Origin of the sequence: Bradyrhizobium sp. (genome assembly GCF_050014615.1) — a bacterium.
GTDB lineage: Bacteria > Pseudomonadota > Alphaproteobacteria > Rhizobiales > Xanthobacteraceae > Bradyrhizobium.
The window spans coordinates 1-13,180 of sequence record NZ_JBEKCZ010000152.1; the positions used below are offsets into that span (position 1 = coordinate 1).

Sequence of the window (13,180 nt, forward strand, 5' to 3'; positions counted from 1 at the left end):
TGTCGTTCTACGCCAAAGAGACCAACGATCCCTCGCTCGAACCGGCGCCGCTGCTCAAGCAGCTGGCGGCCGAAGGCAAGACCTTCGCGTCGCTGGCGCAGACCGCGAAAGCGGCGTGATGGCGCACTGCTCTCAACACCCGTCATTCCGGGATGCGCCGTTTGGCGCAGACCCGGAATCTCGAGATTCCGGGTTCGCGCTCCGCGCGCCCCGGAATGACCATGCCGAGTACACATGACCCACCCCGGCGAGCAATTCTATCCGGAAGGGATTCACTGGGACGATCCGCTGACCCAGGGATCGTTGCCCGATCTGCTGTCGAAATCGGCGGCGCGGTTCGGCGCGCGGCCGGCGATCGAATTTCGCGACCGCGCCATCAGCTATGGCGAACTCGAAGAGATGGTCGAGGTTGCGGCCTCGGCGTTTCTGCGCGCCGGCTACGGCCGGAACGATTCGATCGCGCTGTTCCTCGGCAACTCGCCCGATCATCCCGTGAATTTCTTCGGCGCGCTGAAGACCGGCGCCCGCGCATTCTTGTCACCAGCGATCTCGCAACCTTGTTGCCGATGGCGCTGAAGTTCCTGGAGAAAGGCTTGCTCGATCGGCTGATCGTCTGCGAGGACGACCATTGGGGCGCGGTCGGCAATCCGCATACGCCGATCCCCGACCATCCGGCGATCGTGACTTTCAAAACGTTCGTGCAGGGCGCCAGTAAACCTGCGCAATGGCCGCAGATCTCGCCTGATGATGTCGCGCTGCTGCAATATACCGGCGGCACCACCGGGCTGCCGAAGGGCGCGATGCTCAGCCATGGCAATCTGACCTCCGCGGTGTCGATCTATGCGGTCTGGGGCCGCAAGGCGAGCGAGCAGCGCAACGCCGTCGAGCGCACGATCTGCGTGCTGCCGCTGTTTCATATCTTTGCGCTGACCGTGATCATGCTGCGCTGTCTCGAGCGCGGTGATTTGATCTCGCTGCACCAGCGCTTCGACGTCCAGGCGGTGATGCGCGACATCGAAGTCAAGCGCGCGACGGTATTCCCCGGCGTCCCCACGATGTGGATCGCGATTGCGAGCTTGCCCGATCTCGAAAGCCGCGACCTGTCGTCGCTGGTCAGTTGCGGATCCGGCGGCGCGCCGCTGCCGGTCGAGGTCGCCAAGGTGTTCGAGCGCAAGACCAACATGAAGCTCAAGAGCGGCTGGGGCATGACCGAGACCTGCTCGCCCGGCACCGGCCATCCCGTGGAGGGACCGGAGAAGCCGGGCTCGATCGGGCTGATGCTGCCTGGGGTCGAAATGGACGTGGTGTCGCTGGAGGATTCCAAAAAGACCCTGCCGCCGGGCGAAGTCGGCGAAATCCGCATCAAGGGACCGAACGTCACCAAGGGCTACTGGAACCGGCCCAAGGAAACCGCGGAGGCCTTCGTCGGCGACCGTTTCCTGACCGGCGACATCGGCTACATGGACGCCGACGGCTATTTCTATCTGGTCGACCGCAAGAAGGACATGATCATCTCCGGCGGCTTCAACGTCTATCCGCAGATGATCGAGCAGGCGATCTATGAACATCCCGCGGTGCAGGAAGTGATCGTGATCGGAATCCCCGATCCCTACCGCGGCGAGGCGGCGAAGGCCTTTGTCAAATTGCGCGCCGGCGCCGATGCCTTCACGCTGGATGAGCTCAAGGCGTTTCTCGCCGGCAAGCTCGGCAAGCACGAGATTCCGACAGCGCTTGATTTCGTCGATGAATTGCCGCGAACTTCAGTGGGCAAGCTCTCGCGCCATGAATTGCGTAATCAACAACCCTTGCAACAACCCGCGCCATCCAAACAACAACAACTTGCAACAGGAGGTCGTTCATGACCGATGCAGTTATCGTCTCCACCGCCCGCACCCCGATCGGCAAGGCCTATCGCGGTGCCCTCAATGCCACCGAAGGCGCGACCCTGCTCGGCCACGCCATCGGCGAGGCCGTCGCCCGTGCCAAGGTCGATCCGAAGGAAGTCGAGGACGTGGTGATGGGCGCGGCTTTGCAACAGGGTTCGACCGGCGGCAACATCGCCCGCAAGGCGCTGTTGCGTGCCGGCCTGCCGGTGACGGTCGGCGGCACCACGATCGACCGGCAATGCGCCTCCGGCCTGCAGGCGATCGCGCTGGCGGCCCGCTCGGTGATTTTCGACGGCGTCGAGATCGCGGTCGGCGGCGGCGGCGAATCCATCAGCCTGGTGCAGAACGACCATGCCAACAAGTTTCACACCCAGGATCCGGCGCTGCTGAAGATCAAGGGCGAAGTCTACATGCCGATGATCGACACCGCTGAAGTCGTCGCCAAGCGCTACGGCATTTCGCGCGAGCGGCAGGACGAGTATTCGCTGGAAAGCCAGCGCCGCACCGCCTCGGCGCAGCAGGGTGGCAAATTCAACGACGAGATTTCACCGATCACCACCAAAATGGGCGTCGCCGACAAGGCCACCGGCGAAATTTCCTTCAAGGACATCACGTTTTCGAAAGACGAGGGACCGCGCCCGGAGACCTCGGCCGAAGGCCTGGCCGGTCTCAAGCCGGTGCGCGGCGACGGTTTTACCATCACCGCAGGGAATGCCAGCCAGTTGTCGGACGGCGCCAGTGCGTCCGTGATCATGAGCGACAAGGAAGCCTCGAAGCGCGGCCTGAAGCCGCTCGGTATTTTCCGCGGCTTCGTCGCCGCCGGCTGCGAGCCCGATGAAATGGGCATCGGCCCGGTATTCGCGGTGCCGCGCCTGCTCAAGCGCCACGGCCTCAAGATCGACGACATCGATCTGTGGGAATTGAACGAGGCCTTCGCGGTGCAGGTGATCTATTGCCGCGACAAACTGGGCATCGATCCGGAAAAGATCAATGTCGACGGCGGCGCGATCGCGGTCGGCCACCCCTACGGCATGTCCGGCGCGCGTCTCACCGGTCACGCTCTGATCGAGGGCCGCCGCCGCAAGGCGAAGTTTGCGGTCGTGACCATGTGCGTCGGCGGCGGCATGGGCGCTGCCGGTTTGTTCGAGATTTTGCAGTAACAAGCGCGTCGTCCCGGCGAAGGCCGGGACCCATACCGCGAGGTCTTGATATTGAGGCGTTGTGGTAGAGACCTTTTTCTAATGACGGCGGCCGCGGATTATGGGTCCCGGCGTTCGCCGGGACGACGAGAGAACTAATTCATTCGCTCACAGGAGGATCCGATGGATCTCAGCTTCAGCAAGGAAGAAGTGGCGTTTCGTGACGAAGTGCGTTCCTTCCTCCGGGACAACGTGCCGCCGGCGACACGTCAGAAACTCCAGGAAGGCCGTCACCTCGGCAAGGACGAGATGGTCGAGTGGTGGCGGATCCTGAACAAGAAGGGCTGGGGCGTCTCGCACTGGCCGAAGGAATATGGCGGCACCGGCTGGAGTTCGGTGCAGCATTACATCTTCAACGAGGAGCTGCAGATGGTGCCGGCTCCGGCGCCGCTCGCCTTCGGCGTCAGCATGGTCGGCCCTGTCATCTACACTTTCGGCAACGAGGCGCAGAAGAAGCATTATCTGCCGCGCATCGCCAATGTCGACGACTGGTGGTGTCAGGGTTTTTCGGAGCCGGGCTCCGGTTCTGACCTCGCCTCGCTCAAGACCAAGGCCGAGCGCAAGGGCGACGTCTACGTCATCAACGGCCAGAAGACCTGGACCACACTGGCGCAATATGCCGACTGGATCTTCTGTCTGTGCCGCACGGACCCTTCCGCCAAGAAGCAGTCCGGCATCTCCTTCATCTTGATCGACATGAAGACCAAGGGCATCACGGTGCGTCCGATCCAGACCATCGACGGTGGCCATGAAGTCAACGAGGTGTTCCTCGATGACGTCGTGGTTCCCGTCAGCAATTTGGTCGGCGAGGAAAACAAGGGCTGGGATTACGCCAAATTCCTGCTCGGCAATGAGCGCACCGGGATTGCCCGCGTCGGCGTCTCCAAGGAACGGCTGCGCCGCATCCGCGATCTGGCCTCCAAGGTCGAATCCGGCGGCCGGCCGGTGATGGAAGATCAGGCGTTCCGCGAAAAACTGGCCGCGGTCGAGATCGAGCTCAAGGCGCTCGAGCTGACGCAGCTTCGGGTGGTTGCCGACGAAGGCAAGCACGGCAAGGGCAAGCCCAATCCGGCCTCGTCAGTGCTCAAGATCAAGGGCTCGGAAATCCAGCAGGCCACCACCGAGCTGTTGATGGAAGTGATCGGCCCGTTCGCCGCACCGTTCGACGAGCATGGCGACGACGGCAGCAACGAAGCGATGGACTGGACCGCGCAGATCGCGCCGAGCTATTTCAACAACCGCAAGGTCTCGATCTACGGCGGCTCCAACGAGATCCAGCGCAACATCATCACCAAGGCGGTGCTGGGGTTGTGATCGGCGGAGCGCAATAACAGAGGTGTCGTCCTCCGCGAAAGCGGGGGACCCAGTACGCCGCGGCCATCGCGGTTACGAATGGTGGCTGTGATTACTGGATCCCCGCTTTCGCGGGGATGACGACAGAATGTCGGGCAACAGCATTGCCCATGTTGATTTTGGAGAGACTGTAAAATGGATTTTGATCTGTCCGAGGAGCAGCGGCTTCTCAAGGAAAGCGTCGACGGGCTGCTCGGCAGTTCCTACGATTTCGATGCGCGCAAGAAATACATGGCGCAGAAGGGCGGCTGGAGCAAAGCCGTCTGGGGCAAGTTCGCCGAGCAGGGCCTGCTCGGGCTGCCGTTTTCCGAGGACGATGGCGGCTTCGGCGCCGGCGCGATCGAAACCATGATCGTGATGGAAGCGCTGGGCAAGGCGCTGGTGCTGGAGCCCTATCTGGCGACCGTGGTGATCGGCGGCGGCTTCCTGCGCCGCGGCGGTTCGCCCGCGCAGAAGGCGGCGTATATTCCCGCCATCATCGACGGCAGCCAAACCTTTGCCTTCGCGCAGCTCGAGAAGAACTCGCGCTACGATCTCGGCGACGTCTCGACCTCGGCCAAGAAAAAGGGCGATGCTTACGTCATCGACGGCGAGAAATTCGTCGTGCTCAACGGCGAGAGCGCCGACATGCTTGTTGTGACCGCGCGCACCAGGGGCGGCCAGCGCGATGCCAATGGTGTCGGCGTATTCCTGGTGCCCGGCAACGCCAAGGGCGTGGCCAAAAAGGGCTATCCGACCCAGGACGGCCTGCATGCCGCCGACATCACCTTCACCGGCGTCGAGGTCGGCGCTGACGCTGTGATCGGTGATCCCGAGAATGGCTTAGGCCTGATCGAGCGCGTGGTTGACGACGCCCGCATCGCGCTGTGCGCCGAGGCCGTCGGCGTGATGGATGAATCGCTGAAATCGACCGTCGAATATCTCAAGACCCGCACCCAATTCGGCGTGGCGATCGGGACCTTCCAGGTCCTGCAGCACCGCGCCGCCGACATGTTCGTGGCCGTCGAACAGGCCCGCAGCATGGCGATGTTCGCGACCATGGCGGGCGACTTCGACGACGCCAAGGAGCGTGCAACAGCCGTCGCAGCCGCGAAGGTCCAGATCGGCAAGTCGCTGAAATTCGTTGGCCAGCAGGCGGTCCAGCTCCATGGCGGCATCGGCATGACCATGGAGGCCAAGATAGGCCACTACTTCAAGCGGCTGACCATGATCGAAAACACGTTTGGGGACACCGACTACCACCTGCGCCGCGTCACCCAGGGCGGCGGGCTGGTGTAGCAGCCACCGTCATTCCGGGGCGATGCGAAGCATCGAACCCAGCCCCGTCATTGCGAGCGAAGCGAAGCAATCCATCGCGCAACATACGAAGAATGGATTGCTTCGTCGCTTCGCTCCTCGCAATGACGGCAGCGGATAATTCAGGAAACACCCATGAAACACACCCCGTTCGATCTCACCGGCAAGGTCGCAATCATCACCGGGTCGAGCCGCGGCATCGGCCGTTCCTCGGCGGAACTGCTGGCCAAACTCGGCGCCAAGGTCGTGATCTCCAGCCGCAAGGCCGAGGCCTGCGAGGAGGTCGCCGGCGGTATCCGCCAGGCGGGCGGCGATGCCCATGTCATCGCCTGCAACATCTCGCGCCGCGACGAAGTCGAGGCGCTGATCGCGGGCACGGTCAGCCATTACGGCAAGATTGACATCCTGGTCTGCAACGCCGCGGTGAACCCTTATTATGGTCCGCTGCTCGACATCAAGGACGACGCCTTCGACAAGATCATGAACTCCAACGTCAAGAGCAACATCTGGCTGTGTCAGCTTGCGATCCCGCAAATGGCCGAGCGCGGCAATGGCTCGGTGGTCATCATATCCTCGATCGGCGGGCTGCGCGGCTCGACCGTGATCGGCGCCTACGGGATTTCCAAGGCGGCGGACTTCGCCTTGTGCCGAAGCCTGGCCGGCGAATGGGGCCCCAAGGGCGTGCGCGTCAATTGCGTCGCGCCGGGGCTGGTCAAGACCGATTTCGCCCGCGCATTGTGGGAAGACGAAGATCGCCTCAAGCGCCGCTGTGCCACCACGCCGTTGCGGCGGATCGGCGAGCCCGACGAGATCGCCGGCGCGGTGGCCTATCTCGGCTCCGATGCGTCCAGTTTCATGACCGGCCAGACCATCGTGGTCGACGGCGGCGTGACGACGGCGTCGGTGTAGCCCTCTTTCTTACCCTCCCCTGGAGGGGGAGGGTCGATCGCGCTCGGCGATGCGGAGCATCGTCCGGTGCGATCGGGGTGGGGTGACAGTCTCTCCCCTTGAGCGCTGCCCGAATTGAGGGATCACCCCACCCCGTCTCGCATCTCGCTGAGTTTATCATCGGGCGGCGCTTCGCGCCGACCCGTTGGCTCGATGCGAGCCGACCCTCCCCCTCCAGGGGAGGGTGAAGCATCAGCGTTCCGCCATATTGACCTTCGCGCCCCAATCCGCTTGCCTTGACGCAACACCACATAACAATCCCCCGGGAAGCAACGCCAAAAAACCGCCAGGAACCATCATCATGTCCCATGTGCTGGCCATCGATCAGGGCACCACATCGTCCCGCGCCATCGTGTTTCGCAGCGACATCTCAATCGCGGCGTCGGCGCAGCAGGAATTTCCGCAGCATTTTCCGGCATCCGGCTGGGTCGAGCACGAGCCGGAGGATATCTGGACCTCCACGGTCGCGACCTGCCGCGCGGCGCTGCAGAAGGCGGGGGTCACCGCCAAGGATATCGCCGCGATCGGGATCACCAACCAGCGCGAAACCACCGTGGTATGGGACCGCGCCACCGGGACCGCTGTTCACCGCGCCATCGTCTGGCAGGACCGCCGTACCGCCGACATCTGCACCAGACTAAAGAGCGAGGGCCACGAGCCGGCGATCTCGGCCAAGACCGGTCTCATCATCGATCCCTATTTCTCCGGAACGAAAGTCGCATGGATTCTCGATCACGTGCCCGGCGCGCGCGCCCGCGCCGAGCGCGGCGAATTGATGTTCGGCACCGTCGATTGCTATCTGCTGTGGCGGCTGACCGGCGGCCAGGTGCACGCGACCGACGCCACCAATGCCTCGCGCACGCTGCTGTTCAATATTCACAGCGGAGAGTGGGACGACGAGCTATTGAAAATCCTGCGCGTGCCGCGCTCGATGTTGCCGCAGGTGAAGGATTCTTCGGCAAGGTTCGGCGACAGCGTGGCCGATCTGTTCGGCGGCTCCATCGCCATATCCGGCATCGCCGGCGACCAGCAGGCCGCCACCATCGGCCAGGCCTGCTTTTCGCCCGGGATGATCAAGTCGACCTACGGCACCGGCTGCTTTGCGCTGCTCAACACCGGCACCACGCCGGTGGCTTCCAACAACAAGCTGCTCACCACCATCGCCTATCAATTGAAGGGCCAGCGCACCTACGCGCTCGAAGGTTCGATCTTCGTCGCGGGCTCGTCGGTGCAATGGCTGCGCGACGGGCTCGGCATCATCAAGAGCGCCGCCGAGACCGGCCCGCTCGCCGACAAGTCCGATTCCATGCAGAGCGTCTATCTGGTGCCGGCCTTTGTCGGCCTGGGCGCGCCCTACTGGAATCCGCGCGTGCGCGGCGCGCTGTTGGGGTTGACGCGCAACACCGGCCCGGCCGAAATCGCGCATGCCGCGCTGGAGAGCGTCTGCTACCAGACCGTCGATCTGCTGGCCGCGATGCGCGCCGACTGGCCCGATGCCCAAGCCGCCAACATCGTGCTGCGCGTCGACGGCGGCATGACCGCGTCGGACTGGACCATGCAGCGCCTCGCCGATTTGCTGGACGCGCCGGTCGATCGCCCGATGATCCAGGAAACCACCGCCCTCGGCGCCGCCTATCTCGCGGGGCTCGCCGCCGGCGTCTATCCCGAGCCGTCAAAATTCGCCGACAACTGGCGGCTGGAGCATCGCTTCAAGCCGGCGATGAGCGCGGCGACGCGGGAGCGGAAATTGAAGGGCTGGGCCAGAGCCGTGAAGGGCGTATTGGCGAGCGACGAGGGCGAGGGGTAGTTCGCTCCGCGCAGGCGCGTGTCCGGTCAGGCGGTCCGCACGGTATGGAGGAACTTCTCGACCTGGTTCTTCAGGCGGTCGCTTTCGCCGGCGAGGGATTTCGCCGCCGCGTGAACCTGCGACGAGGCCGAGCCGGTCTCGCTGGCGCCGCGCTCGACGTCGGTAATGTGGGTGGAGACCTGCTGGGTGCCCTGCGCCGCCTGCTGGATGTTGCGGGAAATTTCCTGCGTCGCCGCGCCCTGCTCCTCGACCGCCGCCGCAATGGTCGAGGAGACCTCCGACAGTTTTTCAATGGTGCCGCTGATCTGTCCGATCGCGCTCACGGATTCCTGCGTCGCCGCCTGGATGTCGGCGACCTGCTGGCCGATCTCGCCGGTCGCTTTCGCGGTCTGCTGCGCCAGCGCCTTGACCTCGGAAGCGACAACGGCGAAGCCGCGACCCGCCTCGCCGGCACGCGCGGCCTCGATGGTGGCGTTCAGGGCCAGCAAATTGGTCTGGCCCGCGATGGTGTTGATCAACTCGACCACGTCGCCGATGCGCGCAGCCGCCTTCGCCAGTTCGCCGACGCGGTCATTGGTCTTGCGCGCCTGGTCGACGGCGTCACCGGCCATCCGTGCCGATTCCTGAACCTGACGGCTGATCTCGTTGACGGACGAACTCAGTTCCTCGGTCGCCGAGGCCACCGACTGCACGTTGGTCGAGGCTTCCTCGGACGCGGCCGCGACCATGGTGGTGAGCTCCTGCGTATGGTCGGCGGTCGAGGAGAGTGTGCTGGCGGAGGCTTCGAGTTCGGTCGAGGCCGACGCCAGCGAGCGAACCAGTTCGCCGATCATCGCCTCGAAATCGCCGGTGGCCGTGCTGATGCGCTGGGCGCGCGCGGCGTTGACCGCCCGGTCGGCATCGACCGCGTCATCCGACGCCTTCTTGGCGACGAGGGCTTGCTTGAAGATTTGCAGCGCCGTGGCAATGCGGCCGATCTCGGTGGTTTCGCCCCGGTGGGGAATTTCGGCGGTCAGTTCGCCGTCGGTCAATTGCCCCATTGGTTTGAGGATCGAGCCGATGCCGCGGCGGATGTCGCGAACCATGTAGATCGCCGCGCCGAGGCCGAGCACGATCGCGACGGCGAGAATGACCGCGGTCAGGCGGATCGCGCTCAGATAGGTGGCTTCGGCGCCCTCTCCGGCCACTTCGGCGCCCTTGTCGTTGAAGTCCACGAGTTTCGCCAGCGTCAGGTCCATGGCGCGGCCGACCGGCACCACCTTGCCGGCGTTGACGCCCTTGGCACCCGCGAGATCGCCCTTGGCGGCAAGCGACTGCACGTCGAGCGCCGCGCCGAGGAACGCTTGCCACTGCTTTTCCAGTTCGTCCGCCAGGTCGCGCTCCGCGGCCGAAGAGGCCATCGACTGGTAGGCCTTGGCGGCTTTTTCGAAATCGGCCTTGCGAGCCGCGAGATTCTTGTCAACGTCCGCGCGTTCCGCATCCGCGACGATCAGATAGTCGCGCAGCACCGCGCGATACCGCGCGGACTGCACCCGCATCTCGCCGATCCACCGCACCTTGGGCAGCCATTGGGCCTGAATATCCTGCGCCGCGATATTGATGGAGCGCATCTGCAGGAATGCAAATCCGCCGATCACGGCGATCGCCAGAAACAGGAACGAGACGATCGTGAAAAGTTTGGCGCTGATGGAAAGTCTTGAAAGCACAATATTGGTCCCGGCTGAAATCAATAGTGGTCCCGGCTGAAATACGGATCAGATTAACCACTTTGACCCTAATATTTGGCTAACAGCTGTCTGGGTGTCGCGCTAACGAGCTTGCCGGATCCGCGAATCCGACGCATGTGCTGGGCACCCCAACGGCGCTCATTTTTACGACTCAATAACGATGCACGGCAATTACCCGTAAATACACCGGGCCTATAACTTCCCCGACCCCGGAGCATATCGGGGCTGACAGAGGGGATATCATGTCTACCGTTTCTATTACTTCAATAACTCCAGTTTCCGAAGCGCCAGCCGATGACCACCCGCTCAAGACAATTGTTCTGTTTTGCGGTGTTGGGCTGATAGCTTCGCTGTGCCTGATCACGTTCGGCATAGACCTCAGCGCCGGGTGGGTCTGATCGGCGGGTCGCTGCCTCACCCCGATCATGCTTCGCCTTCGCCGCCGCCTGCTATCGAAGCGTTAATTTAATAAAGGGCACCTTGAAGCAAGGATCCGGCGTCGCAGTCCGTGCTATGCACGATAGCGGGCATATGGCGTCCAGTTCGCGCTCGTGTTCTATCGCGTCTGTCGAGAGACGTTCGATCTCTAGTCGTCGAAGCTCACCGCGGTGGTGTTGGCGCCGCAGATCAGCACCGCAACTCGTTCCCCAGGCGAAGGCCGGTAACGTCCGCAGAGCAACGCGGCGAAGGCCGCCGCGCCGCCGGGTTCGGCCACCACGCGCAGTCCCGACCACAGCGCCGCCTGTGCCTGACGGATGGCGTCATCGCTGACCAGTACGGCTTGCGCGACATTCGTCCGGGTAATCGCAAACATCAGTTCACCGACCCGGCGCGGCGCCAGGCTGTCGGCCGCGATTCCGCCCGCCGGCGCATCCACCGGCCGGCCCGCCGCCAGCGCGGCGTGCAAGGTCGGCGCGGCCTCCGGCTCCACCGCGACGATCCGGATCCGGCCGCCATACCAGGCGGCGACGCCGCCGATCAATCCGCCGCCGCCGACCGCCACCAGCAGCGTATCGATGTCAGGCGCGTCCTGCTCGAGCTCGAGGCCGACCGTTCCCTGTCCCAGCAGGGTTTCGGTCTGGTCGAAGGCGTGAATCGCCATCGCGCCGGTGGCGGCGATATGGGCTTCGCTCGCGGCCAATGCATCGGCATAACGCGAACCGGCGACCACCAGATCAGCGCCATAGCTGCGGATCCGTTCGACCTTGGCGGGCGAGGTGATATCGGGCAGGAAAATCGTCGCCGGCACGCCCAGCCGGTGCGCGGCGTAGGCGACCGCCACGCCGTGATTGCCGCCCGACGCCGCGACCACGCCGATGGCGGGCGGTTCGCGCAACAACAGATTGGCGAACGCGCCGCGGGCCTTGAACGAGCCCGAATGCTGCAACATTTCCAGCTTGAAGGTCAGCGATCCCGGCAACAGACCGAAGTCGGCGCCATCAGCTCTGACCAGCGGGGTCCGCCGGACGAAGGGCCGGATCGCGGCCTCAGTGGCCGCGATGCGTTCGCGTGTGATCGGAGTGACCTGATCCATCGCGGTTTTATATCGCTTCTCAAGCTTGACATCAATTAGTTAATTAGCAAAATGGCTAAATGAAAGTTGCGATCGCGCTGCGCGCTCTGGCCAACGAGCGCCGCCTTCTGATCCTGGACTGGCTTCGCGATCCGAAGAAGCATTTTCGCGAACAGGTCGACGGCGACCTGATCGACGACGGCGTGTGCGGCCTTCTGATTGCGGAAAAGCTCGGCGTCAGCGCGCCCACGCTGAGCGAGCACATGCGCGTCCTGATCGCGGCGAAACTGGTGCGCGCCAAACGGATCAGGCAATGGACGATGTATAGCCGCGACGAAGCCGCGATCGCTGCGGTTAAGCGGGTGATTCAGGATAAGGTTTGAGGGGGGAGTGTCGCCGGTCGATCGCCCGGTGATTCGGGGAAACCGCGGCGCCGGCTCTCTCTCGGGACTTGCATCTATGCCGAGCCGGAAAAGTTTGCGGACCACTGCGGCTGGAACATCTTCAAGCCGGCTGTGGGGACGACGACGATGGGCGCGGGCGGTGATAGGGCGTGATGGCGAGCGAGGAGGGGAGGGGGCCTCCACTCGACCCTCTAGCGGAGAGATTGGCTCTTAAAGCGGCGCTTCGACTCAATCGATGGGAATTCACGTCTTAGGAGCTACGACATCGTTGCGTTCTGAGTTTTCCTGAAGCCATTTGCCGAGGGCAGTTGCCTCGTGATGTGGGAGTATAAACCCTAACCAGCCGTACCCTAAATGCCGCAGTCGGAGAAAAATCCCTGAGATGTTCGAAATCGGGCTTTTATCTGTTCGCCAAGCCGGGTCGATTTGAACAGACATCTCTTGTCCCGATATTGGACCATCAACTGGAGTTTGTTCTAATAAATCTGCTCGAGCCCTGCTCAATTCGTAAATCAACTTGTCCAAAGTACTCGCATCTAAGTTCAGCGTTGTAATTGAGTCGCCTTCCGCTGGCATTGTGAGAGAGACTGATTTTCGATCTTCGGAAACATCGATCTGCAAGGGTAAATCTGACGGGGGTGTGTCTGATGCCATATGAATCCCCACATTTGATTGAAACGGCGTCCGCAAATTGTGAGCGTGGAAGGTCAGGCCGTTTTCATGCTGATTCACGACAAGGTTGATCGAACCCGTTTTCTTGTCTCGCAGAATTGAAACCTTCTTGATTGTGCCAGGAGGCTGTTCACCAATCCAGATGCTGACCGGCTTGCCAAACATATCGAAGGCTTTTTGCTTAAATTGCTCGGGGCCACCATCGATCTTGTGAACCAGATAGCCTTCGGGAGTTCTCTGATAGACGGCCCCGCCCGGTACTTGTGGCCAATAAACGACCTCACCGTCTTGATTACCAAACTCTGTTACAGAAAGGCTCGATCCTCCTTCTGCCGCGGTACCGTGGGGCACTAAAGATCCCGGTACGATCCGATC

General features: G+C 63.0%; 9 protein-coding genes and 1 pseudogene. 7 read left to right on the forward strand and 3 right to left on the reverse strand.

The genetic code is table 11. The features are described 5' to 3' along the window. Positions 1 to 234: 234 nt before the first annotated feature. The 6 genes and pseudogenes from pimA to glpK all read left to right on the forward strand — a co-directional run bounded on the left by pimA (position 235) and on the right by glpK (position 8,489). Positions 235 to 1,862: pseudogene (gene pimA, locus ABR948_RS21735) on the forward strand (dicarboxylate--CoA ligase PimA). Continuing rightward, the gene (locus tag ABR948_RS21740) at positions 1,859 to 3,046 is read left to right on the forward strand and encodes an acetyl-CoA C-acyltransferase (protein WP_428121886.1); all 1,188 of its coding nucleotides are present in this window, start codon (positions 1,859 to 1,861) and stop codon (positions 3,044 to 3,046) included. Before pimA ends, ABR948_RS21740 begins: the two are co-directional and overlap by 4 nt. 162 nt (positions 3,047 to 3,208) lie before the next feature. Then, positions 3,209 to 4,399 (forward strand): pimeloyl-CoA dehydrogenase large subunit, encoded by a 1,191-nt coding sequence (gene pimC / locus ABR948_RS21745; RefSeq protein ID WP_428121888.1) that lies wholly within the window; start codon positions 3,209 to 3,211, stop codon positions 4,397 to 4,399. Positions 4,400 to 4,573: 174 nt separating this feature from the next. After that, positions 4,574 to 5,716, forward strand: a complete 1,143-nt coding sequence (pimD, locus tag ABR948_RS21750) for a pimeloyl-CoA dehydrogenase small subunit (protein WP_428121890.1) — start codon at positions 4,574 to 4,576, stop codon at positions 5,714 to 5,716. 153 nt (positions 5,717 to 5,869) lie between these two features. After that, a complete protein-coding gene (locus ABR948_RS21755) occupies positions 5,870 to 6,643 on the forward strand; it encodes an SDR family NAD(P)-dependent oxidoreductase (RefSeq protein WP_428121892.1) in 774 nt (257 codons plus the stop codon). Between the two features lie 340 nt (positions 6,644 to 6,983). Then, positions 6,984 to 8,489, forward strand: coding sequence for a glycerol kinase GlpK (glpK, locus tag ABR948_RS21760; RefSeq protein ID WP_428121894.1), 1,506 nt, complete (start codon positions 6,984 to 6,986; stop codon positions 8,487 to 8,489). Between the two features lie 26 nt (positions 8,490 to 8,515). Here the strand turns inward: glpK and ABR948_RS21765 are convergent, their stop codons facing one another. Next, complete coding sequence (locus ABR948_RS21765; RefSeq protein WP_428121897.1) at positions 8,516 to 10,195, reverse strand: methyl-accepting chemotaxis protein; 1,680 nt, start codon at positions 10,193 to 10,195, stop codon at positions 8,516 to 8,518. A gap of 607 nt (positions 10,196 to 10,802) precedes the next feature. Beyond that, the gene (locus tag ABR948_RS21770; protein WP_428121899.1) at positions 10,803 to 11,750 is read right to left on the reverse strand and encodes a threonine/serine dehydratase; all 948 of its coding nucleotides are present in this window, start codon (positions 11,748 to 11,750) and stop codon (positions 10,803 to 10,805) included. 59 nt (positions 11,751 to 11,809) lie between these two features. On the opposite strand from ABR948_RS21770, the gene ABR948_RS21775 reads away from it, so the two are divergent. Next, positions 11,810 to 12,112 carry an ArsR/SmtB family transcription factor gene (locus tag ABR948_RS21775; RefSeq protein ID WP_428121901.1) on the forward strand — a complete coding sequence of 101 codons (303 nt, stop codon included), beginning with the start codon at positions 11,810 to 11,812 and terminating at the stop codon, positions 12,110 to 12,112. Positions 12,113 to 12,376: 264 nt separating this feature from the next. Here ABR948_RS21775 and ABR948_RS21780 read toward each other — a convergent pair. Next, a partial coding sequence (locus tag ABR948_RS21780) for a hypothetical protein (RefSeq protein WP_428121904.1) occupies positions 12,377 to 13,180 on the reverse strand: 804 nt, incomplete at its 5' end.

Coding starts and splice junctions, on each gene's coding strand:
- glpK (WP_428121894.1), top strand. CDS start 6,984: ATGTCCCATGTGCTGGCCATCGATCAGGGCACCACATCGTCCCGCGCC.
- pimD (WP_428121890.1), top strand. CDS start 4,574: ATGGATTTTGATCTGTCCGAGGAGCAGCGGCTTCTCAAGGAAAGCGTC.
- ABR948_RS21755 (WP_428121892.1), top strand. CDS start 5,870: ATGAAACACACCCCGTTCGATCTCACCGGCAAGGTCGCAATCATCACC.
- ABR948_RS21740 (WP_428121886.1), top strand. CDS start 1,859: ATGACCGATGCAGTTATCGTCTCCACCGCCCGCACCCCGATCGGCAAG.
- pimC (WP_428121888.1), top strand. CDS start 3,209: ATGGATCTCAGCTTCAGCAAGGAAGAAGTGGCGTTTCGTGACGAAGTG.
- ABR948_RS21770 (WP_428121899.1), bottom strand. CDS start 11,750: ATGGATCAGGTCACTCCGATCACACGCGAACGCATCGCGGCCACTGAG.
- ABR948_RS21775 (WP_428121901.1), top strand. CDS start 11,810: ATGAAAGTTGCGATCGCGCTGCGCGCTCTGGCCAACGAGCGCCGCCTT.